Annotated in this window: 27 protein-coding genes; 9 read left to right on the forward strand and 18 right to left on the reverse strand. The window is 50.1% G+C overall.

The genetic code is table 11. The features are described from left to right. Positions 1 to 8: 8 nt before the first annotated feature. A complete protein-coding gene (mscM, locus tag A8O29_RS20545) occupies positions 9 to 3,326 on the forward strand; it encodes a miniconductance mechanosensitive channel MscM (RefSeq protein ID WP_125351807.1) in 3,318 nt (1,105 codons plus the stop codon). 45 nt (positions 3,327 to 3,371) lie between these two features. On the opposite strand, the gene yjeM is transcribed toward mscM, so the two are convergent. Together yjeM and epmA are read right to left on the reverse strand one after the other, a co-directional pair. Then, entirely contained in the window at positions 3,372 to 4,871 is a 1,500-nt protein-coding gene (yjeM, locus tag A8O29_RS20550) for a glutamate/gamma-aminobutyrate family transporter YjeM (protein WP_125351808.1), read from the reverse strand. Between the two features lie 266 nt (positions 4,872 to 5,137). After that, a complete protein-coding gene (gene epmA, locus A8O29_RS20555; RefSeq protein WP_125351809.1) occupies positions 5,138 to 6,115 on the reverse strand; it encodes an elongation factor P--(R)-beta-lysine ligase in 978 nt (325 codons plus the stop codon). 312 nt (positions 6,116 to 6,427) lie between these two features. Here epmA and frdA point away from each other — a divergent pair, with 312 nt between their 5' ends. From frdA to blc, 5 genes are all read left to right on the forward strand, one after another. Continuing rightward, entirely contained in the window at positions 6,428 to 8,218 is a 1,791-nt protein-coding gene (gene frdA / locus A8O29_RS20560; RefSeq protein WP_110510946.1) for a fumarate reductase (quinol) flavoprotein subunit, read from the forward strand. Beyond that, positions 8,211 to 8,945 (forward strand): succinate dehydrogenase/fumarate reductase iron-sulfur subunit, encoded by a 735-nt coding sequence (locus A8O29_RS20565; RefSeq protein WP_125351810.1) that lies wholly within the window; start codon positions 8,211 to 8,213, stop codon positions 8,943 to 8,945. Before frdA ends, A8O29_RS20565 begins: the two co-directional genes overlap by 8 nt. 10 nt (positions 8,946 to 8,955) lie before the next feature. Further along, complete coding sequence (gene frdC / locus A8O29_RS20570; protein WP_133461407.1) at positions 8,956 to 9,351, forward strand: fumarate reductase subunit FrdC; 396 nt, start codon at positions 8,956 to 8,958, stop codon at positions 9,349 to 9,351. A gap of 10 nt (positions 9,352 to 9,361) precedes the next feature. After that, the gene (frdD, locus tag A8O29_RS20575) at positions 9,362 to 9,721 is read left to right on the forward strand and encodes a fumarate reductase subunit FrdD (RefSeq protein WP_097163757.1); all 360 of its coding nucleotides are present in this window, start codon (positions 9,362 to 9,364) and stop codon (positions 9,719 to 9,721) included. 101 nt (positions 9,722 to 9,822) lie between these two features. Further along, the gene (gene blc / locus A8O29_RS20580) at positions 9,823 to 10,353 is read left to right on the forward strand and encodes an outer membrane lipoprotein Blc (protein WP_133461408.1); all 531 of its coding nucleotides are present in this window, start codon (positions 9,823 to 9,825) and stop codon (positions 10,351 to 10,353) included. Here blc and sugE read toward each other — a convergent pair. Next, positions 10,350 to 10,667 (reverse strand): quaternary ammonium compound efflux SMR transporter SugE, encoded by a 318-nt coding sequence (gene sugE, locus A8O29_RS20585; protein ID WP_125351811.1) that lies wholly within the window; start codon positions 10,665 to 10,667, stop codon positions 10,350 to 10,352. The genes blc and sugE overlap by 4 nt on opposite strands. Positions 10,668 to 10,924: 257 nt before the next feature. Here sugE and A8O29_RS20590 point away from each other — a divergent pair, with 257 nt between their 5' ends. After that, on the forward strand, positions 10,925 to 11,506 hold the full coding sequence (locus tag A8O29_RS20590; protein ID WP_125351812.1) for a LuxR C-terminal-related transcriptional regulator: 582 nt from the start codon (positions 10,925 to 10,927) through the stop codon (positions 11,504 to 11,506). A 31-nt stretch (positions 11,507 to 11,537) separates the two neighbouring features. On the opposite strand, the gene ecnB is transcribed toward A8O29_RS20590, so the two are convergent. The 3 genes from ecnB to efp form a co-directional block, all read right to left on the reverse strand. Beyond that, entirely contained in the window at positions 11,538 to 11,684 is a 147-nt protein-coding gene (gene ecnB / locus A8O29_RS20595) for a lipoprotein toxin entericidin B (protein WP_110510952.1), read from the reverse strand. Between the two features lie 109 nt (positions 11,685 to 11,793). Next, positions 11,794 to 11,925: an entericidin A/B family lipoprotein gene (locus A8O29_RS20600; protein ID WP_373422901.1), complete on the reverse strand. Its 132-nt coding sequence runs from the start codon at positions 11,923 to 11,925 to the stop codon at positions 11,794 to 11,796. A gap of 64 nt (positions 11,926 to 11,989) precedes the next feature. Beyond that, positions 11,990 to 12,556 carry an elongation factor P gene (gene efp / locus A8O29_RS20605; RefSeq protein WP_125351813.1) on the reverse strand — a complete coding sequence of 189 codons (567 nt, stop codon included), beginning with the start codon at positions 12,554 to 12,556 and terminating at the stop codon, positions 11,990 to 11,992. A 40-nt stretch (positions 12,557 to 12,596) separates the two neighbouring features. Between efp and epmB the strand changes: the two genes are divergently transcribed. Both epmB and yjeJ read left to right on the forward strand, forming a co-directional pair. Beyond that, complete coding sequence (gene epmB / locus A8O29_RS20610; RefSeq protein WP_125351814.1) at positions 12,597 to 13,625, forward strand: EF-P beta-lysylation protein EpmB; 1,029 nt, start codon at positions 12,597 to 12,599, stop codon at positions 13,623 to 13,625. Between the two features lie 120 nt (positions 13,626 to 13,745). Then, positions 13,746 to 14,594, forward strand: a complete 849-nt coding sequence (yjeJ, locus tag A8O29_RS20615; protein WP_125351815.1) for a YjeJ family protein — start codon at positions 13,746 to 13,748, stop codon at positions 14,592 to 14,594. A 43-nt stretch (positions 14,595 to 14,637) separates the two neighbouring features. On the opposite strand, the gene A8O29_RS20620 is transcribed toward yjeJ, so the two are convergent. The 12 genes from A8O29_RS20620 to A8O29_RS20675 are packed head-to-tail and all read right to left on the reverse strand — an operon-like array spanning position 14,638 to position 26,306. Continuing rightward, the gene (locus A8O29_RS20620; RefSeq protein WP_420853953.1) at positions 14,638 to 15,009 is read right to left on the reverse strand and encodes a DUF4156 domain-containing protein; all 372 of its coding nucleotides are present in this window, start codon (positions 15,007 to 15,009) and stop codon (positions 14,638 to 14,640) included. 59 nt (positions 15,010 to 15,068) lie between these two features. Further along, positions 15,069 to 15,884, reverse strand: coding sequence for a M23 family metallopeptidase (locus tag A8O29_RS20625; RefSeq protein ID WP_125351817.1), 816 nt, complete (start codon positions 15,882 to 15,884; stop codon positions 15,069 to 15,071). Between the two features lie 3 nt (positions 15,885 to 15,887). After that, complete coding sequence (locus A8O29_RS20630; protein ID WP_125351818.1) at positions 15,888 to 16,712, reverse strand: prepilin peptidase; 825 nt, start codon at positions 16,710 to 16,712, stop codon at positions 15,888 to 15,890. Between the two features lie 50 nt (positions 16,713 to 16,762). Next, positions 16,763 to 17,803, reverse strand: a complete 1,041-nt coding sequence (locus A8O29_RS20635) for a hypothetical protein (RefSeq protein ID WP_246316631.1) — start codon at positions 17,801 to 17,803, stop codon at positions 16,763 to 16,765. A 12-nt stretch (positions 17,804 to 17,815) separates the two neighbouring features. Continuing rightward, positions 17,816 to 18,862 (reverse strand): type II secretion system F family protein, encoded by a 1,047-nt coding sequence (locus A8O29_RS20640; protein WP_125351819.1) that lies wholly within the window; start codon positions 18,860 to 18,862, stop codon positions 17,816 to 17,818. Further along, positions 18,846 to 20,375, reverse strand: a complete 1,530-nt coding sequence (locus A8O29_RS20645) for an ATPase, T2SS/T4P/T4SS family (RefSeq protein WP_125351820.1) — start codon at positions 20,373 to 20,375, stop codon at positions 18,846 to 18,848. The genes A8O29_RS20640 and A8O29_RS20645 overlap by 17 nt, the downstream gene beginning before the upstream one ends. Further along, complete coding sequence (locus A8O29_RS20650; protein WP_159465717.1) at positions 20,372 to 20,884, reverse strand: hypothetical protein; 513 nt, start codon at positions 20,882 to 20,884, stop codon at positions 20,372 to 20,374. The genes A8O29_RS20645 and A8O29_RS20650 overlap by 4 nt, the downstream gene beginning before the upstream one ends. After that, positions 20,866 to 21,663 (reverse strand): hypothetical protein, encoded by a 798-nt coding sequence (locus A8O29_RS20655; protein WP_125351821.1) that lies wholly within the window; start codon positions 21,661 to 21,663, stop codon positions 20,866 to 20,868. Before A8O29_RS20655 ends, A8O29_RS20650 begins: the two co-directional genes overlap by 19 nt. 60 nt (positions 21,664 to 21,723) lie before the next feature. Beyond that, positions 21,724 to 22,290 carry a pilus assembly protein gene (locus A8O29_RS20660; protein ID WP_125351822.1) on the reverse strand — a complete coding sequence of 189 codons (567 nt, stop codon included), beginning with the start codon at positions 22,288 to 22,290 and terminating at the stop codon, positions 21,724 to 21,726. 16 nt (positions 22,291 to 22,306) lie between these two features. Next, entirely contained in the window at positions 22,307 to 23,752 is a 1,446-nt protein-coding gene (locus A8O29_RS20665) for a type II and III secretion system protein (protein ID WP_125351823.1), read from the reverse strand. 25 nt (positions 23,753 to 23,777) lie between these two features. Continuing rightward, on the reverse strand, positions 23,778 to 24,557 hold the full coding sequence (locus tag A8O29_RS20670) for a TcpQ domain-containing protein (RefSeq protein WP_246316632.1): 780 nt from the start codon (positions 24,555 to 24,557) through the stop codon (positions 23,778 to 23,780). A 48-nt stretch (positions 24,558 to 24,605) separates the two neighbouring features. Continuing rightward, entirely contained in the window at positions 24,606 to 26,306 is a 1,701-nt protein-coding gene (locus tag A8O29_RS20675) for a pilus assembly FimT family protein (protein ID WP_125351824.1), read from the reverse strand. Positions 26,307 to 26,377 lie beyond the last annotated feature (71 nt).

A 26,377-nucleotide genomic window follows, 5' to 3' on the forward strand; every position in this document is an offset into this window, starting at 1 on the left:
CCGCTGACGTGCGCCTGATTATCACTTTTCTGATGGCCTGGTGCCTCAGCATGGGGGCGTACGCAGCAAGCGCCCCCGACGCCAAACAAATCACCCAGGAACTGGAACAGGCGAAAGCGGCTAAGCCCGCTCAACCTGAAGCCGTCGAGGCGCTCCAGTCCGCGCTGAACGCGCTCGAAGAACGTAAAGGTTCGCTCGAGCGCGTTCAGCAATATCAACAAGTCATTGATAACTTCCCTAAACTTTCCCAATCGCTGCGCACTCAGCTCACTAGCCTGCGCGACGAACCCCGTCCTGCTCCTGAAAACCTCACTTCCGACGCGCTGAATCAGGAAATTCTGCAGGTTAGCAGCCAGTTGCTGGAAAAAAGCCGTCAGGCCCAGCAGGAACAGGAACGCGCCCGGGAAATCGCCGATTCACTCAGCCAGCTGCCGCAGCAGCAAACCGACGCGCGCCGTCAGCTGAATGACGTCGAGCGCCGGGTTGGCACCGCCACCGGTAAAACCGCGCTGGCACAAAATCTCAGCCTGCAGGCGGAATCCGCCAAGCTGAAAGCACTGGTCGACGAACTGGAACTGGCACAGCTTTCGGCCAACAACCGCCAGGAACTGGCGCGGATGCGCTCAGAACTGGCACAGAAACAGAGCGAGCAGCTGGATGCCTATCTCCAGGCGCTGCGTAACCAGCTCAACAGCCAGCGCCAGCGGGAAGCCGAAAAAGCGCTGGAAAGCACCGAATTATTAGCCGAGAACAGCGCCAACCTGCCGCCGAGTATCGTCCAGCAGTTCACCATTAACCGCGAACTGTCGCAGGCGCTCAATCAGCAGGCGCAGCGTATGGATTTGGTCGCGTCTCAACAGCGTCAGGCAACCAATCAGACGCTGCAGGTCCGTCAGGCCCTGAATACTTTGCGCGAGCAGTCTCAGTGGCTGGGTTCATCGAACCTGTTAGGCGAAGCCCTGCGCGCCCAGGTTGCCCGTCTGCCGGAGATGCCTAAGCCGCAGCAGCTCGATACCGAAATGGCGCAGCTGCGCGTCCATCGCCTGCGCTACGAAGACTTGCTCAGCAAGCAAACGCAGCTGCGGGAAAGCCGCCAGACCGACGGCGAACCGCTGGCCAACAATGAATCACGGATTCTGGAAGCCCAGCTGCGCACCCAGCGCGAGTTGCTCAATTCGCTGCTGCAGGGCGGTGATACGCTGATCCTCGAACTCACCAAGCTGAAAGTCGCCAACGGCCAGCTGGAAGATGCGCTGAAGGAGATCAACGAAGCCACCCACCGCTACCTGTTCTGGACCTCCGACGTCAGCCCGATAACCTTCGCCTGGCCGCTGGAAATTGTGCAGGACCTGCGCCGTCTGATTTCGCTGGATACCTTCAGCCAGCTCGGTAAAGCCTCGATTATGATGCTGACCAGCAAAGAGACGCTGATCCCGCTGTTTGCCGCACTGATTCTGGTTGGGTTCAGCATCAGCTCGCGTAAGCACTTCACGCGCTTCCTGGAGCGTTCCAGCAACCGCGTCGGCAAAGTGACGCAGGATCACTTCTGGCTCACGCTGCGCACGGTGTTCTGGTCAATTCTGGTCGCCTCGCCGCTGCCGGTGCTGTGGATGACGCTCGGCTTCGGATTGCAGGAAGCGTGGCCGTACCCGCTGGCCGTGGCGATTGGTAACGGCGTCACCGCCACCGTGCCACTGCTGTGGGTAGTGATGATTTGCGCCGCCTTTGCCCGTCCGAATGGCCTGTTCGTGGCGCACTTTGGTTGGCCGCGTAACCGTGTCGCACGTGCGATGCGTTATTACCTGATGAGTATCGGGCTTATCGTGCCGTTGATCATGGCGCTGTTCATGTTCGATAACCTGCACGATCGTGAATTCTCCTCTTCCCTCGGCAGACTGTGTTTTGTCCTTATCTGCGGGGCGCTGGGGATTGTGACGCTTAGCCTCAAGCGAGCAGGCATTCCGCTGTTCCTCGACAAAGAGGGCAGCGGTGAGAACATGGTTAACCGCATGCTGTGGAGCCTGCTGATAGGCGCGCCGCTGATTGCGATTTTTGCGGCATTAGTGGGTTACCTGGCGACAGCCGAAGCGCTGCTGGCACGCCTTGAAACCTCGGTGGCCATCTGGTTCCTGCTGCTGGTGATTTATCACGTGATCCGCCGCTGGATGCTAATTCAACGTCGTCGTATCGCCTTCGACCGCGCGAAGCATCGCCGGGCGGAAATGCTCGCGCAGCGCGCCCGTGGTGAAGAGGAAGCGCATCACAACACCAGCCTCGAAGGCTCGCCGGAAGTGGATATCAGCGAAGTGGATCTCGACACCCTCAGCGCTCAGTCGCTGCGACTGGTGCGTTCCATCCTGATGCTTATCGCGCTGGTGTCGGTGATTGTGCTGTGGTCCGAAATTCATTCGGCGTTTGGCTTCCTCGAGAACATCTCGCTGTGGGATGTGACTTCTACGGCGCAGGGCGTGGAAAGCCTGGAGCCGATTACCCTTGGCGCGGTGCTGATTGCGATTCTGGTGTTTATCATCACCACTCAGCTGGTGCGCAATCTCCCTGCCCTACTCGAACTGGCGGTGCTCCAGCACCTTAGCCTGACGCCGGGCACCGGGTATGCCATCACCACAATCACCAAATATTTGCTGATGCTGATTGGCGGGCTGGTCGGCTTCTCGATGATCGGGATCGAGTGGGCGAAATTGCAATGGCTGGTTGCCGCCCTGGGTGTCGGGCTCGGCTTTGGTTTGCAGGAGATTTTCGCCAACTTTATTTCGGGCCTGATTATCCTGTTCGAAAAACCGATTCGAATCGGCGATACCGTCACGATCCGCGATTTAACCGGCAGCGTAACGAAGATCAACACCCGTGCGACCACCATAAGTGACTGGGACCGCAAAGAGATTATCGTGCCGAATAAGGCGTTTATTACCGAGCAGTTCATCAACTGGTCGCTGTCGGACTCCGTCACCCGCGTGGTGCTGACCGTGCCGGCGCCGTCGGATGCTAACAGCGAAGAAGTGACGCAAATCCTGATGACCGCCGCAGAGCGCTGCTCGCTGGTGATTGATACCCCGGCTCCGGAAGTGTTCCTGGTCGATTTGCAGCAAGGGATTCAGATTTTCGAGCTGCGTATCTACGCCGCCGAAATGGGTCACCGTATGCCGCTGCGCCATGAGATTCACCAGCTGATTCTGGCCGGTTTCCGCGAACACGGAATTGATATGCCGTTCCCACCGTTCCAGATGCGTCTGGAAACCATGGACGGCCGGAAAACGGGCAGAACGCTGACGTCTACGGGGCGCAATCGCCCGGCGGGGAGTTTGTAATCCGAAGATAAGCCCGGCAGCGCAGGTTGGCTGCCGGGCTTGCCGTTATGCCGGCTCTACGACAAGCGTCGTCATGCGACGGCGGTAGTTCTCATAAATGGCGGACGCCAGCAGTGAGAAGAATATCGGCCCACCAATCATCCACAGCGCACTGCTGTAATCCCCTGCTTCAATCACCGGCTGAATCACCGTAAAGATATTGGCGAAGGCCACAATCAGCACCACGACGGTGGTAGCCAGCAGAGTCGACAGGCGCGATTTAAAGATAACGAACGGGCGATCCAGGCCGGCTTTCGCTTTGAAGAACGGGAAAGCGATGGACAGGAACAGGTACGGCAGCGTCATCGAGACGTTCGCCATCAGCGTCAGTTTGTTATAAAACGCCGACGCGGTATCCCCGCCGAACGACACCAGCAGAATGAACAAGCATACCAGCAGACACTGCATCCACATGGCATTCCCGGGCATACCGACGGCATTCAGGCGAGTCATTTTGGCTGGCCACAGCGCCTTCGGCGTCCCCTGGATAATCGCCTTCAGCGGAGAGTAAATCAGCGTGAAAAAGGCGCCGGTGTAGGCCAGGAACATCGACAAGCCGGTGATGCGGGCAAACCATACGCCCATCGTGATAGCCCCTTCCTGCGACAAATTCAGCGCATGGCCAAAGTTTGCCCCGAGACTGGTCATCAGCACATAGGTAATGTTGCCGAGGTTAGTAGAACTGTTGCTCAGCACCGCCTGCCAGTTGGTGCTTACGCCCCACAGGAAGATCGCCAGCGAATAGCCGATGGAAATCACGATGGCCGCGATGATGATGCCTTTGGCGAAGCTCTTCTCCGGGTTCTCGGTTTTATCGACCAGGCCGCCGACGGCTTCAATCCCGCCGTAGGCAAAAATGGCAAATACCACAAAAGAGAGCATCGACAACCCGGTCTGATAACCCGGGTTTGGCGAGGCGGTGAACGCGACCGGCTCAGCAAAATGTCCGCCGTTTAGCGCGAAGATGGCGATACTCACCACCAGCAAGACCAGGTTCAGGCACATCACCGCAATCCCGCCCACGGCGGTGATTTTGGCAATTTTGTTGATGCCTTTTGCCGCCACGAACGTCACCGCCACCATCCACAGCACCGCCAGGATCCCGACCATTTGCGTTGAACTCAGGCCAATGAAGGACCAGGTCTGGGTTTTATCGGCCCCGAACAGAAAAGTCGACAACGGTACCCAGATTTTCGCCGCGGTGCTGACCATCCACACCACATAGGAGGAAAACCACATGAAGGTGCCGATAAACGCATAGCGTGGACCGACGCTATTGTTCATCCAGGAGTAGATCCCGCCCTCTTCTTTACGAAATGCGGATCCCATTTCCGCCATCATTAGCGCGAAAGGAATGAAAAAGAACAGAGCCGAAAGCAGGTAAAACGGCGTGGCGCTGTAGCCCATCAAATAAAACGCCGACGGACTGTTGGCGAAGCCAAACACCGACGTGAAAATCATGAGAATGAGGCCTGTCAGACTCATCCTTTTTATACTTTGGGTCATTAACCCTCCTGAATCCTGGCGAAAATCGAGAATACTTTCAAAGCGATGCCCGTCGAGCCGAACAGAAATGGCGGCACGGTAAAGTGACAAAATCGGACATGATGTGGGGATAATAACGACAAACCAGATAAAAATTGTGACTTTTAGAGCGGGGGTGAAATTATCATCTAAGTAACAAGGTTGTTACAGATGTAAACTCGAGATAAGCGTGTGGGGAATTTTAGGCTTTCGCCGCCGGAGGGATCCGACGGCGAGGATCAATCACATCAAGCGCGATCTACCGTAAAGGCAATCACGTCGCCAATGCTTTCGGCGCCCAACGCCAGCATCACCAGGCGATCGACACCCAGTGCGACGCCGGAGCTGTCCGGCAGTCCTGCATTGAGCGCGTCCAGCAGATTAGCGTCAATCGGCTGCTGCGGCAGGCCACGAGCGGCGCGTTTACGGTTATCCTGCTCGAAACGTTGCTGCTGTTCACGCGCGTCAGTCAGTTCGTGGAAACCATTCGCCAGCTCAATACCTTTGTAATACACCTCGAAGCGTTCCGCCACGCGGTGATCTTCGGTGCTGATCTGTGCCAGCGAAGCCTGGCTTGCCGGGAAGTGATAAACGAAAGTTGGACGGTCTTTACCGATATGCGGCTCAACGCCCATAGCGAACAGCAGCTGCAACAGAGTGTCGCGGTCTTCTTCGGTGTCGGCAATGTTGCTGAGATCGAGTTTCGCCGCCACTTCACGCAGCTGGGCTTTATCTGCCGACAGCGGATCAATTTCCAGATGACGCTGGAAAGCCTGCTGGTAGGAAAGGCTTTCAGCGGGCTGGCATTCCAGGACCTGCTGCAGCAAATCGTCGACTTCGTTGATCAGGCGGTACATGTCGTAATGCGGACGGTACCATTCCAGCATGGTGAATTCTGGGTTGTGATGACGCCCCATCTCTTCATTGCGAAAGCTTCGGCACAACTGGAACACCGGGCCACATCCTGCCGCCAGCAGGCGCTTCATGTGATATTCCGGGCTGGTCATCATGTAGAGATTAATACCCTGAGAATGGCCGGGGCCGACGAAACGCGTCTCGAACGGGACCAGATGAATATCCGTCACCGTCGCCTGACTCATGCACGGCGTTTCCACCTCCAGCACGCCGCGGTCGGTAAAGAATCGGCGGATTTCCGCCAGAATGGCCGCGCGTTTCAACAGATTGGGGATGGAGGCGCTCGGCTGCCAGGTGGCCGTTTCGCTCATGGTAAAACTCTCCGAAGACAAACAAAGGCCCGAAGTCTACTCGTAAGCGCTGCACGAGACAAATTTTGCCCGGTGAAAACGTCCGTTTACGGCGTAAAGGCGATTCCGTGACGCAATTCATCAATTTCGATGATAAACAGCCCAACAGAACAGCAAAAAAATCGAACGCGTCAAATTTCCCTCTCAACCATACGGATATACTGAGCTACCCATAAAGGAGCAGTGGAACCACGTTCGCAATTGCCGTGCCGACTGAGTGAACATCCTTTGGTTAGGTGTGTTGCGAAATAACAACAATTCTGGAGGAATGTCGTGCAAACCTTTCATGCCGATCTGGCCGTTATAGGCGCTGGCGGGGCGGGATTACGGGCTGCAATTGCCGCAGCGCAAGCCAATCCAAACGCAAAAATCGCACTGATTTCAAAAGTCTATCCTATGCGTAGCCATACCGTTGCCGCTGAAGGCGGTTCCGCGGCGGTCGCGCAGGATCATGACAGCTTTGAGTACCATTTTAACGATACCGTTTCCGGTGGCGATTGGCTCTGTGAGCAGGATGTCGTGGACTACTTTGTTCACCACTGCCCGACCGAGATGACCCAGCTTGAGCAGTGGGGTTGCCCATGGAGCCGCCGTGAGGATGGATCCGTGAACGTGCGTCGCTTCGGCGGAATGAAAATAGAGCGTACGTGGTTTGCCGCGGATAAAACCGGCTTCCATATGCTGCACACCCTCTTCCAGACTTCCCTGCAATTCCCTCAAATTCAACGTTTTGACGAACACTTCGTGCTGGATATTCTGGTCGATGACGGTCAAGCGCGCGGCCTCGTGGCGATGAACATGATGGAAGGCGAGCTGATCCAGATTCGTGCCAATGCAGTCGTCATGGCGACGGGCGGTGCGGGTCGTGTTTATCGTTACAACACCAACGGCGGGATCGTCACCGGTGACGGCATGGGCATGGCGCTGAGCCACGGCGTGCCTCTGCGCGACATGGAATTCGTCCAGTATCACCCCACCGGCCTGCCCGGTTCCGGCATTCTGATGACGGAAGGCTGTCGCGGCGAAGGCGGCATTCTGGTCAACAAAGACGGTTACCGCTATTTGCAGGATTACGGCATGGGGCCAGAAACCCCGCTCGGCGAGCCGAAAAACAAATACATGGAACTGGGTCCACGCGACAAAGTGTCCCAGGCCTTCTGGCATGAATGGCGCAAAGGCAACACCATCGCCACGCCGCGTGGGGACGTGGTTTACCTCGACCTGCGCCATCTCGGCGAGAAAAAATTGCTGGAACGCCTGCCGTTCATCTGCGAGCTGGCCAAAGCCTATGTCGGCGTTGACCCGGTGAAAGAGCCGATTCCGGTGCGTCCAACCGCGCATTACACCATGGGCGGCATTGAAACCGATCAGCAATGTGAAAGCCGCATCAAGGGCCTGTTCGCCGTGGGTGAATGTTCTTCCGTCGGGCTGCACGGCGCAAACCGCCTGGGTTCCAACTCATTAGCAGAATTGGTGGTATTCGGCCGTATGGCGGGTGAGCGCGCGATGGAACGCGCCTCGACCGCAGGTGAAGCCAACAGCGCGGCGCTGGATGCGCAGGCAGTCGATGTTGAAAAACGCCTCAAAGCGCTGGTTAACCAGGAAGGTAACGAAAACTGGTCGAAGATCCGCGACGAAATGGGTCTGTCGATGGAAGAAGGTTGCGGTATCTACCGTACGCCAGAGCTGATGCAGAAAACCATCGATAAGCTGGCTGAGCTGCAGGAACGCTTCAAACGCGTACGTATCACCGACACCTCGAGCGTGTTCAACACCGATTTGCTGTACACCATCGAGCTAGGCCACGGCCTGAACGTTGCCGAATGTATGGCGCATTCCGCCCTCGCGCGTAAAGAGTCCCGTGGGGCGCATCAGCGTCTGGACGAAGGCTGCACCGAGCGTGATGACGTTAACTTCCTCAAGCATACCCTTGCTTTCCGCGATGCAGATGGCACTACGCGCCTCGAATACAGCGATGTGAAGATAACCACTCTGCCACCGGCGAAACGCGTTTACGGCGGAGAAGCGGAAGCTGCCGATAAGAAGGAGACGGCAAATGGCTGAGATGAAGAATTTGAAAATCGAGATCGTGCGCTACAACCCGGAATCAGACACGGCCCCGCACAGCGCTTTCTATGAAGTGCCTTACGACGAGCAAACGTCCCTGCTGGACGCGCTGGGCTATATCAAAGATAACCTTGCGCCAGACCTCAGCTATCGCTGGTCTTGCCGCATGGCGATTTGCGGTTCCTGCGGCATGATGGTGAACAAGGTGCCGAAACTCGCCTGTAAAACCTTCCTGCGTGAATACGAAAAAGGGCTGAAGGTCGAAGCACTGGCGAATTTCCCGATTGAACGCGATCTGGTGGTCGATATGACCCACTTTATCGAAAGTCTGGAAGCGATTAAGCCGTATATCATCGGCAATCCACGCACGCCGGACCAAGGGCCCAACATCCAAACCCCGGCGCAGATGGCGAAATACCACCAGTTCTCCGGCTGTATCAACTGCGGTCTGTGCTACGCCGCCTGCCCGCAGTTTGGTCTCAATAAAGAGTTTATCGGCCCGGCGGCCATTACCCTGGCACATCGTTATAACGAAGACAGCCGCGACCACGGGAAAAAGGAGCGCATGGCGCAACTGAACGGCAAAAATGGCGTCTGGAGCTGCACCTTTGTTGGCTACTGCTCGGAAGTGTGTCCGAAGCACGTCGACCCGGCTGCCGCCATTCAGCAGGGCAAAGTGGAAAGCTCGAAAGACTTTCTTATCGCCACCCTGAAACCACGCTAAGGAGTGCATCATGACGACAAAACGCAAACCCTACGTGCAGCCGATGACCTCCACGTGGTGGAAAAAACTGCCTTTTTATCGCTTTTATATGATTCGTGAAGGGACCGCGGTTCCAACGGTATGGTTCAGCATTGTGTTGATTTACGGGTTGTTCGCGCTGAAGCACGGCGCGGAATCCTGGGCGGGCTACGTCGGGTTCCTGCAAAACCCGATTGTGGTGGTGCTGAATCTGATAACCCTGGCCGCCGCGTTGCTGCATACCAAAACCTGGTTTGAACTAGCGCCCAAAGCCGCCAACGTGATTATCAAAGGCGAGAAGTTAGGGCCAGAGCCGGTCATTAAAGCGCTGTGGGGGGTGACGATTGTGGTCACCGTAGTGATCCTGTTTGTCGCATTGTTCTGGTAAGGAGACCAAGATGATTAATCCAAATCCAAAACGTTCGGACGAGCCCGTCTTCTGGGGCCTGTTTGGCGCAGGCGGCATGTGGGGCGCAATCATTGCACCGGTGATGGTGCTGCTGGTCGGTGTTCTGCTGCCGCTCGGTCTGGCACCGCATGACGCCTTCAGCTACGAACGCGTGCTGGCCTTTGCCCAGAGCTTTATTGGCCGCGCGTTCCTGTTCCTGATGATTGTTCTGCCGCTGTGGTGTGGTCTGCACCGCATTCATCACGCCATGCATGATCTGAAAATTCATGTGCCGAATGGCAAATGGGTGTTCTACGGACTGGCGGCCATTTTGACCGTCATTACTCTTGTCGGTGTGATTTTCATTTAAAGCTGAGATGCCCGGCACATGTCGGGCATTTTTCTTTCCCCGCCTCATACTTTTTTCCCGCCCGGTTCTACACTTACAAAAAAACATGCAAGGATATTGCCATGCGTCTGCTGCCCATCATTGCGACTGTTGCTGCTGCGTTTTTGGTTGTGGCCTGTAGTAATCCTGTTCCCCCTCCCGGCGTGACCGTCGTCACCCCTTTTGATGCCAACCGATATCTCGGCACCTGGTATGAAATTGCCCGTCTGGACCACAATTTTGAAAGTGGACTGGAGAAAGTCACGGCGACCTACAGCCTGCGCAGCGATAACGGAATTAACGTGTTGAATAAAGGCTACAACCCCGCCAGGGGAATGTGGCAAAAAACCGATGGCGTGGCGTATTTCACCGGCTCACCGAACAGGGCCGCGCTGAAGGTATCATTCTTCGGCCCGTTCTATGGCGGCTATAACATTATTGCGCTGGATAAAGAGTATAAGCATGCGCTGGTCTGCGGACCGGATCGCGATTATTTATGGATACTTTCCCGCACGCCAACCATTTCCAATGAAATGAAGCAGCAAATGCTGGATATCGCGACCCGGCAGGGTTTCCCCGTTCAGAAATTGATTTGGGTGAATCAGACGTATTAATGCGCGCTGAGTTTCAGGCCGATAATACCGCAGACGATCAACCCCAGGCTGAATATACGGGCGGCGCTGGCGGATTCACCCAGCAGCAGGATACCGGTTATCGCCGCACCCACTGCACCGATACCGGTCCAGATAGCATAGGCCGTGCCGACCGGCAGGGTTTTCATTGCCCATGACAGCAAGGCGATACTGGCGATCATCGCCGTAACCGTGATGACGCTTGGCACAAGGCGCGTAAAACCGTGGGTATATTTCAGGCCGACAGCCCAGACAACTTCCAGCAAACCGGCAACAACAAGAATTAACCAGGACATTTTTGACTCCAGATTGGGGCCGTCCCCGGTATTAACGATACGCTTACAGGTCGTCCCGTAAGGTCTTTGAGAGTGTTTATTTTAACCGCTGTTTTCGGGGATGCAAGTAATTTGGCTTAAGTTAATTTTCCGCGATGATTAAGTGAAATAGACGCATTTCAATGCGGAGATCGCCTTTTTATCTGGCAGATACTTTCATTATGATGGCCTTCTGATCCCTTTGTATCCGCAAACTATGAAGCGCTTATCTGGCCTGTATGTATAAAATCCTGATTATTGATCGCTGTTGTTTCAGCCGCCTGGGGCTGGAAAGCTGGCTGCAGGCGGTCAATGGCGGTAAATCGTCGTTTCTGATTACCCATCTGAACAGTTTATTGCTGGCAAAAGCGCATGTGGAAAGCTGGCAGCCGCATCTGGTTATCGCTGATTTCACCTGCTTTCAACATGATCTTCAACAGTCACATTTTCTGCCCGCCCTGCTGGCCGTTTGTGAACAGCGCACGCGTCTGATTCGGCTGCAAAACGAGCCCTTCGTGTTTAAAAACGTGGGGGAAGCGCTCGCTAAAAAAGCGCCGCTGGAAACGCTCGGACAACGTATTTTGACCGTGCTGCGCAACGGTCCGGCCATTAATCCGGCACGCATCGTCACGCCGCTCTTAACGCGTCAGGAAGAGAAAGTGCTGTCGTTATGGATGGACGGTGCCAGCAATCAGGCGATTGCCAGCGAAATGCAGATTACCGGGAAAACGGTCTACACCTACAAGCGCAACATTCGCATGAAACTGAAAGTCGAAAATCGATTTTCGCCGTTCATCCCTTCAGCCGAATGTGTGGAATAACGGTACGGCCAGAAAGCCGTACCGAACATCGTTAGTTTTGGGCTTTGGTTGCTGCACCTGAAATAGCACTACCGCCATCAGAAATATCCTCCCCCATCCCTTTCGTCGTATTACAGCCCGAAAGCACAGAAGAGAGCACCAGGAGAGTAAAAAACGCAGCAATGGTTTTCTTAATCATAATGTCATCCTTAAATTGCCAGTTAATATTCAGTATGTAGCAACATAAGCATAGACAAGATCGCCCATCATGGATGAAAACAGCGAAATTTTAAGACGATGTGAAGGGATTAGCTGGCAGCGTGAGAAATGGAGTTGCCCAGATGCTGGACGTCCTGGCCGAAGCCGCGGAAGGTATTACAGCCCGATAGCAGCGTACCGGTGAACAGAAGTATAAAGAAGAGTTTGAGTAAACGGTTCATCATCCCTGCGCTCTAAGAAAAAGTCGGCACGACGAAAGCGGTGCCGACTTTTTTATAGCATGAATTACTTCACGCGAGAAACGTATTCGCCAGAGCGGGTGTCAATTTTGATCACTTCGCCAATCTGCACGAACAGTGGAACTTTAACTACAGCGCCAGTCGTCAGGGTGGCTGGTTTGCCGCCAGTACCTGCGGTATCACCTTTCAGGCCTGGATCAGTTTCAACGATTTCCAGTTCAACGAAGTTCGGTGGAGTCACGGCGATTGGACGACCGTTCCACAGAGTCACGATGCACTCCGCCTGGTCCAGCAGCCATTTGGCGTTTTCGCCAACCGCTTTCTCGTCGGCAGCCAGCTGCTCGAAGGTTTCGTTGTTCATGAAGTGGTAGAACTCACCGTCGTTGTACAGGTAAGTCAGGTTCATATCGATAACGTCTGCACCTTCTGCAGAGTCGGTCGATTTGAAGGTTTTCTCTACGCGAGTACCGGTCAGCAGACGACGCAGCTTAACGCGTGCGAACGCCTGGCCTTTGCCTGGTTTTACGAATTCGCTGGATTCAACCGAATACGGTTCTCCATCCATCATGATTTTAAGACCGGCACGGAAATCGTTGCTAGAATAAGTCGCCATAAGGCCCTCTAAATTTGTTAACTGGTAGCTAAGCCACAAAATGGCGCATATTGTAACCCTAAACACCCCGTCCAGAGAAGATTGGTTATCGCAACTTGCCGATGTAATCACCGATCCTGACGAACTGTTACGTCTCTTAAATGTAGACGCTGATGAAAATTTGCTCGCAGGCCGTGAGGCAAAACGTTTATTCCCGCTGCGTGTCCCGCGGGCGTTTGTCGCGCGCATGGAAAAAGGCAACCCCAACGACCCGCTGCTGCTTCAGGTTCTGACCTCACAGCAAGAGTTCGCCGCGGCGCCTGGTTTCACTACCGACCCGCTGGAAGAACAGCACAGCGTTGTGCCGGGATTGCTGCATAAGTACCGCAATCGCGCGCTGCTGCTGGTGAAAGGCGGCTGTGCCGTGAACTGCCGCTACTGCTTCCGCCGTCACTTCCCGTATGCCGACAACCAGGGCAACAAGCGGAACTGGCAGGTGGCGCTGGATTACATCGCCGCCCATCCTGAGCTCGACGAAATCATCTTTTCCGGCGGCGACCCGCTAATGGCGAAAGATCACGAGCTCACCTGGCTGCTGGATGCGCTCGAAGCCATTCCGCACCTTAAGCGCCTGCGCATTCACAGTCGTTTGCCGATCGTCATTCCGGCACGTATCACCGATGGCCTGGCGGAACGCTTCGCCCATTCATCGCTGCAAATTCTGCTGGTGAATCACATCAACCACGCCCAGGAAATTGATGACGAATTCCGTCAGGCGATGCGCAAACTGAAATTAGCCGGTGTGACGCTGCTCAACCAGAGCGTGTTGCTGCGTGACGTGAACGATAACGCACAAACGCTGGCGAACCTCAGTAATGCCCTGTTTGACGCGGGAATCATGCCCTATTACCTGCACGTGCTGGATAAAGTGCAGGGTGCGGCACATTTCCTGGTGAGCGATGACGAAGCCCGCGCCATCATGCGTGAACTGCTGACGCTGGTTTCAGGCTACATGGTGCCTAAACTGGCCCGTGAAATTGGCGGTGAGCCAAGTAAAACACCGCTCGATTTACAGCTCCGCCAAAGCTAATCCTCTTTTGCGTCACTTTCGCCTGCGCGGAGCCTTTCGCGCAGGTAGCAAGTCCGGAAACCGACTCTTCCCACCTCCCGGCGAGTGCTATTTTAGCCCCGCAAAAACAGGGAGAACAAGATGAGCTCAATCCTCACCGGCATTAATACCGGCGTCATTCGCCACGGCGAACAATTCACGGCGCTGGCGCTGAAAATTAACCAGCAACACGAACAGCAGCTGCTGCTCATCCCCGCGCTACCACTGCGCGATATTTTTATCTGTTTCGAATACCGGCTGCACCTGCAAAGCCTGCGCAGTGCCAAAGACAAAGAGGCATTCAAAAAACGGCAGGAAATCGCTACGGCGGCGATGCACAAAAATATTCCTTCGCTAACCCAAAGTGAATTACTGGAGGCAGGGGTCCATCAGCACGTCACTCAAATTGAGCCGAACAACAAACGCAAAAACGAACTGTCGCTCACGATGACACTTCAGGGCGGAAACACGTTATCGCTGTTGATTGACGACGCACAAATCGCGTTGTTCGTCAGCGCTATTTCCCATGCCATCAATAACGCGGGCATGCAGCCGCTGTCGTTGCGCCTGTCATCGCTGTTAGATTTTTTACCGCTGTACGATGCCACCATAAAAAACATCGGAGAGCTGGAATATGACGCTTATCAGCACCCGGCATGGAAACTCGCGCTGTTTAGCGAAACGCTGGCGCTGGTGTATCACGCCACCGATGAACACGGTGAGCAGCAGGCGTACGGCACGGTGATGAAAACCCGGCATCGCAGCGAGATGAAAGAGACGCAGGCCATTGCGCAGCGGCTATTGGCGTTTAGTCCACGGCTGAAAAAGCTGGAAGGGAGAAAGTGTCAGATTTCGGTCTTTACTTTGGCGTCAGGCACGGAGCATGTTCCCCGCGAGCACTGTTTGCGTGCGTTACATGCGTTATGGCAGAAATCAGGGAAATCCACATAATAGAACGCCCTCGAAGAGAGGGCGTCTTTAAGGCGAGAAACAATCAGTTAGGGCACTTATAAACCTGGCCGATCATTTCGCTGTCTGTTGGAACAAAGCTGGAAAGCATGCCCTGGGTTGGACTGCTCACGCCATAAATAACGTTGCCGCCCAAGTCTGCCGCCTGATTACGCAGCGCATTCGCCGCGCCACGCATTGAGCCACCCTCTTCACCATGCTGGCCAGAGAGCCAGTTGCTCTGCTTGCCCGTTGCGGTGCCAACCAGATGGCATTCAGCGCCCGGCTTATCTTCAACAAAGCGAACATTTTGCCCGCCTGCGGTCAAATTATTGCTGGAACTGCAGCCAGCCAGCAGTAAGGCAACGGCAACCATTCCTGTTGAAACGTTGATACGCATGTTGTTCCTCGTGATCATAAAGTTGACCTTTTAGTCCTGACAAATCTTATACCAGAGTTATCCATTGAACGAAAACATTAACCCGTGGGTGTCATATTCTGTAACTTATAACGTCCGCTTCGCATGACCACTTTATAGTTGCCGAACACGATCTGATTCGGATTGGCAAGTACCGTTTTACCTTGATACTTAATGATAACTTTTTTCTTGCCCGCTATTTCCGCGATCATAGTTACTTTAGGCGCGGCGGGTTTGGGATCGCGAGCGATGGTTTGCACCGAGGGTTGGTTGGCATAATGGGCGGACGATGAGAGGTATTTTTCCCCGTTGACCAAATGCCCCCGCCAGGAAAGCTCAAAATGCAAATGCGGGCCGGTGCTACGGCCGGTATTTCCCGACAGCGCAATCAATTTGCCTCTAGCCACCTTCTGCCCCACAGCAACAATAATTTTATCCAGATGCAGATAGCGACTACGCCAGCCACCAGGATGCTGTAGAACCACATAATTACCCGCGAAAGAATGGGTGTCCGCCTCCACCACGATTCCCTCTTCACTCGCCAATACTGGCGTCAAACGAGGGGCGGCATAATCCGTTCCCTCGTGCTGAGCAAAGCGATGCGTTACAGGATGATAACGGAAACTAAAGGACGAAGTGACGCGCAGCGGGATAGCTAATGGGGCAAGAAAACGAGGATAAGTAGCCCCGGCTGCCCGAGTTAGTTGAGGCGCCTCTTTTTTGTTCGTCATCAACAGTGGAGGGGTGAAAATATACTGGGAAGGCAGCTCTGACAGTTTGCCAATACTAACCAGCGCCAGCGTAAAGCCCGCCTGATCACTTGCCAATCCTGCGAGCGGTGACAGTAAGCAGGCTCCGAAGATTAGACGTCGCATGGTTCAGTACAATCCCATATAAAATATCACCATCGCGGAAAGTGAAATCGCGGGGCCAAAGGGGATGTAAGATTTCGGCGAGTCTGAATTATCCTCATCGATTGAACGACGCGTATTTGAGCACATGAAAAAAAGATAGAGAATAATACCAAAGACAGATGAGAGAATGATTAATGCCGGAAGTTTTTCAACCCCTAGCCATGCGGAAATAGCCGCGATAAGTTTGACATCGCCGTTACCTAATCCTTCTCGTTCGCGAATTTTCGCATACGCCGCCATCACACTATAAATCAACAACCACGCCACAATAACGCCATAAATGGCCGATCGCGGTCTGATATCAATTATTCCCGCAACCGAGCAAGCCAGGCCGCTCCACAACAGTAAAAAGACCAGGGTATCCGGCAGCAACAGGTGCTGGAAGTCAATCGCTGCCAAGCTATAAAGCAAGCAAAAAAAGACGAAAAAACTCGCGATCTGGATTTCGGTATATTGCGGCCACGCCAGGATTGTCAGTAGGGTGAAAACGAGGCCACACACCAACTCCGAGATAAGATAGCGCGCAGAAATAGCGCAATGGCAGTGACGGCACTTCCCTTTAAGCCAAAGCCAACTTAAGACAGGAATATTATCGCGACGCCACACTGGGGTTTCACACTCTGGACAGTGCGAAGGTGGCCACCACAGGCTGATGCCATCGGCATCAGCATTATTTTGTGCGTATAGCATGAGTGGCAGACGATAGATCAGCACGTTAAGAAAACTACCGATAAATAAACCCAATATCGCGGCCATTACCGGGTAAAACCACAAATAAAATGCATACATAAATTCAGTCCTTTGAATATTTTATGAAACGAATTATCTCTTTTGAACGTTTACGGTTTTAGCGTAATATTATTTTCGATAACAATAAAATCAGAAAAGGCATTTGCAGAAGGCTTGGAAATATAACACTCAAGCCGATTATAAAATAATTGCGTGCCTTTTGTATCACAGATACATGCATTATCTTGGGTCGGCGCCGGATAACCCAGCATGTTTGAAAATTGCGCCAGCGCAAAACCTTTCTGCCCTTCTGGAACATATACCTTAACATTTATAGCAGGGCTAAGATACGCTGACTCGGTTGTTCGATTATTTAATGTGTCTTTTCCTACAGAGACAAATTCCGGCTCCATAACATCATCATATGCATCCAGATAGGGAGTGAAATGTTCACCATTGTCACTTTTAATCGTCCATGCAGCAACACGTCGATCGCTGCCTTTGGCATCACCCTCCGGCCTATCAGATGCTGCAGGGAAAACGATTGACCCAACCCACAACGGTTTATTTTTACTGGCAGAATAATTGATCAAATTATTATATCCAGATAGTTCCTGTGTAGACGCTGTCGAAGCGGGTCGGCACTTGTAACGTGATTCCTTAGCCGTTTCATACGAATCATAACATGCAGTAATAACCGGGATAGCATCTCCAGGATTATGGGGTTTCGCGTTGATGATGGGTAAACTCCAGTCTCCTTCTCTACCGCCACTCACCCAACTGTTCCTTTCGTCAGCGTCGTAATGGATAAAATGCTCTGAAAAGTAGAAATTATCCTCTGTGATCGGCGGATATTGAGAGTCAGGTACAGGTATATGGCCTAAAGACGACTCGATATACATAATATTTATCGCTATCGGCAGAGAGTTTTTTGCAGTATAGGAATATTTATTCCCATCACGCGAATAGCTAAAAAAATTCGCAATGGGTAAAGCCAATGGCATATCTAGCGGGTCCGTGCTACCTCCGCTAGTATCGATTTCAGCGAAGTTAAATACGCCTCCTTTCGGGCTACTGGCATAAAGCATATTGAACGGAAACGAACTTAGAAGTAGCAAACAGAGAAATCTGTTCGAGCGTAACATATTCATCCTGTTTCCTTTTCAAAACGATCCACTCGATCCCATTTTCCCAAGCGTATCTGAAAGCGAAAACAACGCGGCAAAAACCCAGATAACGCTCCCACCGAGAACTAAAGTCGACAATGATTTCAATACACCGGATAACTTAAGAATATATGACCTCACATTTTCCCTCGACTTATTTGAAACTGAGTTAAGCACTTCATTAAAAGAAGGGAGTCCGGCATAGAGACTGATATTCAGCAATGTTTCCGCGCCAAACAACCCTGTATTAAGTGCTTCCCCATAGCCCATTCCGGTCGCCATATTTTCACGCATACGATTAATATGATATCTTAACCATTTATTCGAGTTTAGTAATATAATTGCCAAGCCGTCATTAAGCGGGATGTTGTTTTTTAACATCAACGCCAAGTTGTTAAGGAAAATTGATGCCGCGATTTGCTTATATGTCGAGAAGGGAAGAATGCGATCGACAACTTTATTTCTTAAAGGGCCGCAAAGATTAGTCAGCAGTAACTTTATAATTATCACGGCAACAACAACCCATGCTAATATATACATCCATAAACCAGCCGCCAGCGCTTGCCCAAAGCTATACAAGACCTGTGTTACTTTTGGCCATTTATTCACTGGAACCACACTTTCAAAAGCGGGGAAGACTTTTAACGCATAGCCTGAAATTACAACCAGAGAAATAATAAACATTATAATAGGGAAGGTGACTGAGGACAGGATTTTACTTTTCAGCTCGCTGTTATAAGTTATAACATTTACAAGCGTCATAAAACCATCGGCCAAACTCCCACTTTGTTCAGCGGCATTAATCACGCTGAGCTCACTTTGTGGAACTAAACCCTCGAAGATAATAGCAATGGAAGCTCCGGCCAGTCCGGCTTCCATATTTTTCGTAAGGAGCCCCACTTTAGCGGCGAAACCATTCCCTAATAAACTTTTACCTTCATGCTGCAATTTAAGCAATGAATCATAAAGTGGCAACTCGGTTGCGATCATATCGGCACAGAATTTGTATAAGTAAAGTCGTTGTTTTTTACTGAATTTTCCCAAGGATCACCTCCATATCTTCCTGTTCTATATCGCCAAATTCCATAGAAAACCACGTGGCACAAACGCGTCCACGGAACACTTCAGCAAATACTTTTTCTTTAATCTCAAATCCTTCACTAATTCCAGGGGCGGTGATACGTTTTTTTCGCCAAAATGTATAAACCTGTAGCCACGCTTCTCGTGAGATTGCTTCCATTTCATCGTAGGTAGGGCGCATATATTCCATAACCAGTTGCCTACCGCTTATCCCGGTACGTTTACAGTGGTCACAACCAGAATCATTTTGTTCATACAGATTTACGGACTTTCCACCGAAGCTCATCTCGATGGGCTTTCGGCAATGCGTGCAGATAACAGGCACCAGCTTCTGGCACTGAAGCCCTGCGACAAAACCTGGCGTGGATAATTTGTCTTTGGTAATCCCCATCGCAGATAGACGCTGAAGCAGTGATACAATGTTCCCGGCGTGCACGGTGGTAAAGCAGTAGTGACCACTTTCAACGGCCCCTGCCAGAGCATTCGCGGATATGTTATCGCGAATTTCCCCAACCATCAGAACATCCGGATCGCGGCGCAACGCGGATTTGATTGCTGAGTGGAAACCACCGCCATCGGTGCTTAAAACCGAACTCTGTTTAGCGCCGTAGATTTGATATTCAACCGGGTCTTCAACGGTTAAAAAACATCCACGGTCCCCGTAGCGATTAATCTGCAACCACTCCATCAAATTTTTCAGGGTAGTTGATTTTCCTGAACCGGTGGTGCCAGCAATAATATAAGCACCATAAGGGTTACTGAGGATTTTCTTCAGATCGTCTAATTCTTCTGAAGAAACCCCCAGCTTATCCAGATTGGCAATAGAACCTTTCGCCATCCCTGCTGGGATGATACGCAATACTGCGTGGTAACAATCCGCTGTTTCGCCAAAAACAGGGAAATGAGCGTAGCGAAAACGAAAACTGCGTTTATTTAAGGTATAGAGAATGTTTGCACTTTGGGGTATGGTCCGGTTCCAGGTGGTATCCCGCATCGTTGCCTGCACGTTATATAACACGAACACCAGCTCATCACATTTGCTGGAAGGCATTTGCATCATCGGCATCAGGAGTCCATTCACCCGAACTTCAAATTGAGCAATGATATCATTTCGCGTGATATGCAGGTCGCTTGCCCCCATTTTCACTGCATCCAGTAAAATCGACTCCAGCTCTTTTTGCGTTTCGCTAATATCCAGAGCAACCCGCCGTTGCTTCTGCAAAGAGACAAGTTCAAAAACCTTAAAATAAACAGCCTCATTAACACCCGCAATCCCCACCACATTATGTCGATAAACATCGTTTAGCTTGCGAAGTTCATACTGAAGAATATGTAATTCATCGATCAACGAACGTTTTGAAACGAGAAAATCCTGCTCACCCAGTCGGCCGATGAGTATCCGCTCCTCTATTTCTGAAAAAATCCACTCGCCATTATGGATGGCTTCTTCCGTTAATCTGACAAAATCGAATATCACCGCAGCACTTCCTTCACAATGGCATTTTTGATGCCACTTCCTTGTTGAACGGTATACTCCTTCCCGTTTGCCGGAAATACTTCACCTGGGCGAACAAAGATTGTTTTATCGCCAACTGAGATTGCAGCACGGGTAATGCCGGCAAGTTGTGAAAGCATCAGAATTTTAGGCTCACCACTATATTTCACTTCGGTGGGACTTTTTTTATCCTTATCCTCTGTAGCAGGTGCAGAATACGGCGTCATCAGGGGTGATGAGACTAGCTCTGCTGCCTCGCTTTTAAGCTTTGCCATTTCAAGACGCAACTTCGCCAGTTCAACTTCTTGCGACAGGCGACGCTGCGTCTGGTTATAGGAAAAATCATCCTCAACGATTTTTGAAATGTGGTCCTGAATCGGCGCAGGTACAACTTCCGGCTCGCCACTGACCTTACTGCCTTCAGCAAAGCCTGCTGAAGATATTAAAGACATCAATAACATAATAGCTGCTCTCAAATTCCAGTTTTGCATACAATGACTCCCGATATTTTTTTTGCTTTCACACTATCAATTTTTTGGACAATAAAAGCATCACTATATGCCTGACGCCCAAAGAGACTTGCCAGATAGAGTAATTTACTATTATCCTTGGGATCTAATTTAGGAAACTTCATTGACCACTTTATGAAGTTAAATTTAAACAACGTCGCTCTACCTTTTAATGCAAGTGCTTTCTCCTTTTCAATCACTTTGGAGGATGGTGGCGAATCTATTTTTATTTCCCATTCGCTCGCCATTATTGTATTCCATGAGTAAATATAACCCAGAATATCTCCGCATGAATATTTCAATCCGTTATTGTTTTTTTTCTTATACTGCACAAGCACATCATTATTATTCAGCCCCGATTCAATATTGGTAAAATCAAACCCTTTCGGTGAAAAATTAGAAGTGTAACTCTCTCCCCAAAATGTTTTTTGCATTACAGAAAACGTGCGATTCTTGCCAAGCTGATAATTAAAGGAGCAGGTACGTGAGTCACAAATAAATGTTTCATTTGTGTAACTAAACTTATTCAATAACTCATAGCTCGCAACTATCTCAGTCAATAATGAGATCAGTTTCGGGATGCTACCTCCCGACAAAGATGCCAAATAAAAAGCATCAACTTCTTTGATATCTCGCGATAACTGTTCATCTTGCTGACGTTTCATTTCGGCAACAGCTAATGCAGGCTTATGAACAAAATAATACCATCCTCCTGAACCGACAGTCATAATTAACAATATAATAACGATAACAATACCCACTATCTTTTTCCTTGACATGGGTTTTGTATTTTTCCGAAGCTGTAAGCCCTTAATCATAAATTAGCCTGCTATTATGCTATACAGAAAAATAGCTGAGGCGATCAGTAAAACCAGCACCCCCACCCCTACGCCGACCCAAAACAGGCGCTGCTTCCTTTTATAAATGAGCTGTTTCGCCTCGCAGGATTCTATGATCCGTTCGAATTGCGCAGCAGTCACTTCACTGATGTTAAGGGTAGAAAATCGTGAGTCAGGCAGCAGGTTAAGCATTTCATTAAAAAATGCTTCACTGACGATACAATCCGTTCCACTAACAATCACCCCATTACAAATAATTAAGAAATAATTCTGGTTCTCTGCCAACCTGACATAATAGATACCATCTCCTAATAAATTACGGAGATGTACTGCAAAAGGTTCACAGCCAGGCGCGGTATTCCCTGAATAGCCAACGAGATTTTGTTGATCCCCTTGGGTTGCATCATCATTGGCAATGTAGACATACATGCGATGACTACGACGAACAGTGTCCATCCATTTGCTATATCCCAAATCTCGATCATTAAGGGTCGGTGAATCCCAAATAAGTTCTGTCAGGATATTTTTCTTCGAAAGCGTATTGAGCATTAGTTTACCCCATCCACTAACGATTCAACGGTGCACGGTAATAGTCGATACCAACGACCATGACGACAGTGATTTCGCCATTGGATTTATTATCGCCATACCCTAAAACCTGATACTGAGAACCTTCGGTTGAGATTTCTGCTTCATATCTCGCCACCATCAATAAACTCCCGGCATCAATCGCAGCAGAGTTAAACATTTCTGTCGTAGTTACATTGGGCAACTGAACAGTATCAAAAGTATCAATTGAGTTAAGTTGGCTTTTGGTAAAACCACTGGTGACTTCTACCCGCCCATCAGTCATTACTCTTGGTGTAATAATGAAACTGGTACCAGTAACAATTTCAGAAGTTTCAACTTCAATATCTTCTTCACCTGTATCATTGTTGACTGTGCGGGTTCGCCCAGATACGTAGTACTGTGAGTTAGTCATATTCAAAGGAATGGGCGTATTATTGCGTGTAACGAATGAGCCACTCTGTAACACCTTACTCCCGGTAAGCTTGTACAGGGCGTTGAGCTTGGCATCCACGCTAAATGCGCGATCGGTTCCTAACGCTACGCTAGCACCGCCTCCCAGCATATCCATCAATTCCTGGCTATCAATAACAATGCTGCTGCCCCCATCCGTATAGTTCATATTCAGGCCAGCGCCATATTCTTGCATTTTATTTTTATCTAGGGTAAATATCTTATATGACACAACAAACTGGCGATTGTTATCGCCTTGATATCTTTTAAGAACATTATTTAATGCGTTATATTCAGAAGGCCTTCCGGTCATAGTAATTGTTGAAGCATCTTTAAATATGCTATATAGTCCGCTGGATACATATTTCTTCGCCATATCTTCCACATCATTCCAAAAAGATGACTCAAATTTAGTTTCAGATTTTCCAGTCATCCCGCCGCCCTCTACTCCGTCATTAGAGAGTTCAAGCTTGGCCTCATATTTGCTGTCCTCACCATAATAATCAAGTTTAATGGCGTAAACGCCATAAGCGCTGACAGTAAGAATATCATTCTCATCCAAAACGGTATTGACATCATATAATGCGGAGATATAACGCATGAACTCATCAAATGAACCATTGAAACTGACACTATGATTACCCAAGCTTATCGTTTCATCGTTTTTCCCTCCGGGAACCTTATTATTAACCCGATGACTAACACCAGTTTGGGCGAGGACAACATCAAGCACGGTATTAATATCAGCAGGCTCATAAGAGTTGATTGTCACATTTTTGGCCAACAGACTCTGTCGTTTAGCGCTATAATCAACCTTTTTACCCAAATAGGCCTCATCAAATTTAACATAGGGCTGTGCTTTCATCTGATCCACACTTTTAGCACCAGGCAAAGAATCTTTAACTTGCGAGCGACCATACTCCTTATCAAATTCCTGAGCACACCCCTGTAGCAATAAAAACAATAGACTGACAACAATTTTTATTTTCATAAAACCTATCCCTGAAAATTATCCGTTACATATCATCAATGAGTAAAACGTGATTCTTCTGATAGTTTTTTATGATCAGACCATAATTCTCAGAAGCAAAAAGTCTACCTAACGCAGTTAACACTTCATCATTGTCTTTGCCAGTTAAAACGATTGGGCTGTAAATAAGATAATCACTCTTGCTTCGCCATAGCAGTTTAAATCCTGACCTTTCTGCCCATGTCTTGATATCCTGGCTAAGCAAATTCCCGCTATTTAGCACCAACGTGATAGAGGTAGGAGTAGGGGCGGAATAATTGGGTGAAGTATTCGTGAATGGATTCTGCGTGTTTTTACCACTGGCGGGTGCATAGGTAACAGGCGTTGTAATAGAAGAGGGCTTAATGGCCACTGGAACCGGCACCGCAGCAATGACGACTTTTTGGGGAGTCGGCTTAGAGAGGGATAAAGTTGAAGTCTGACTCACAGGCTTTACTGCAGCTATTACCGGAGCCGGCACAATGGTTGTCGTGATGGGTTTAGGCTCAGGCTTAGCCATTGTAACCGGTACAGATGAACTGGCCCTTTGATCCGGAGTAGCAACCGGTGGGGGCTGAGTGAGATAAGACGTAGAGGGTTTATTGCCTAATGTTACCGCATCAGCTGACGGAGTAGTGGCTGTCGCTACAGTTGTGAGCTCGGGTTCGGCAACCAGGACCGAATTTGACTCACTTTTCAATTGTGGCTCGGCATTGACCAACGCCTGCGCAGTCGGAATCATTACCAGGGTTATAGCCCACACTAGCGGCATTATTTTAACTTTCATTTAATTTCATCCTAAAATTTAACTAAAATATCTCTCCAAATACCTCGATTAAGGACTTATCTTCGGTGGCCTAGCTCCATTCCCACCATCCTCCCAGTCAGGTTGTGGAATTGAACTGCACCACGAAGTCAGAACGACAGAGAGTGAGCTGGGGTTAATCACACTTTTCCCTTTACCACTAGCATTGTCATAGACGCCCGTGGTCGCGCTGATGATCCAGTAGGCACCTTTATAATCATCGGCAATCTTGCTCGGTTTCTCGAGGTTGACTTGTATTGCCACGCCGCTGAGATGGTCCAATAACCCATTCGCTGCCGTTCTGTTTTCGCCGCTGTTAATAAAATCCGCAAAATCACCAGTATTGGACGTCGATCCATCACTGCTCTCATCTTTCCCGGTATCTGCAGCAATAGAAGAAATAGAGGCGACCATTCTTGGCATTAGTTTTTTCTTAGTTAACAGATTAGGATTATCACGATCGGGAGGTAGCGTTGGGCAAGGCTGCGCAGGCAATTGAATGCTCCCCGGTTCATCAGCCACATCTGCTGAATAGCTTTCAGGATCGTCGATCACTACACTGTTGCTAGCCTTTGTGTTGCCAAAAGACTCATAGGTGATAACAGGGTTGGTCATTAATGCTTGCTCAAACTTACCCGTTTGGGAGTTAAATACCTCGCCTTCGAAGACCACATTTGCCATTAACGTCCCGGTCACCAGGCCGTCTTTATCTGCGGGATCTATCGTTTTAGCGGTTAAATGCATAACGCCATCTTCATCATTTCGCCCTTTGCTATCGTCATCAACCTTAAGGCAGTGAGTCATCGTGCTTGTCGTTGAATTCCAGCAGAGTGCGTCAGCGCCCACGGAACCATCAGATTTCAGATATTTACCCACCCCTGCGTCGAAGCTGAACCGAATACCAAGCTGCTGTTTATCTCTGAAAGACTCCATGTTTTTAGTAAAATTGTCGTAAGAAAGAACTTTCCCTTCACTATTTTTTAAGAGTGCCCATCCGTTGCCGTAGCCATTTGTATTCCTGGCTGCGGATGCAGCGCCTGAATTTCGATAGACAACATCAGCGCGACTGTACGATAAACCGTAATGGGAAAATGCTTTGGAAAAAGCGCTTGAATAATTGCCCACATTGAACTTATCGAGGTCCTTACTAGCTAAGGAACCCGAGTCAAAACGAACGAAAAAGTCGACTCGTCGAATTAAAAGTGCTCCTGAATCGCCGACCAGATCGACGCGCTCAAGCATTAGAGGATAATCATCTTTATTTTTCTGTTGTTCACAGTTCAAATAATCTTCAAAAAAGTCTTCTTTTGCAACTTTTACGGAGGATGACTTTCCACAACTTTTACTGGTGTAATACCCACGAGATTGATCGTTATCCCATTGTAAATAACTATTGTCATTATCCAGAGAAAGATCGTCATCGATATCATTAGAGGTGCGGGATACATAAGCTTTTGCTCGAGTGTCCGTGTCACTGAGAGATTTGTTCTCTGCATCATAGAGTGGGTTAGGGATAAAAGTATCATCCTCAAGACGAATGTCATCTTCATTAACAAATTCTAATAACCCATAAATATCACGAACTATCATGCTGGCTAAATGCTCACGCCCTAACTCTTCCATTTGCTTTCTTTTATATACGGTAAAAGTCGCAAGAATTGCCCCCATGATACCCATCACAACAATCATCTCAAGCAGGGTAAATCCTTTATTGCCTTTTATCGTTAACATATTCGTTCTCATAGACAATCAAATACCCCCTAACTTTGTTAAGCTTCGGGGGGCAAGGTTTTAAGAAATTA

This window comes from Scandinavium goeteborgense (assembly GCF_003935895.2).
Taxonomy (GTDB): Bacteria; Pseudomonadota; Gammaproteobacteria; order Enterobacterales; family Enterobacteriaceae; genus Scandinavium; species Scandinavium goeteborgense.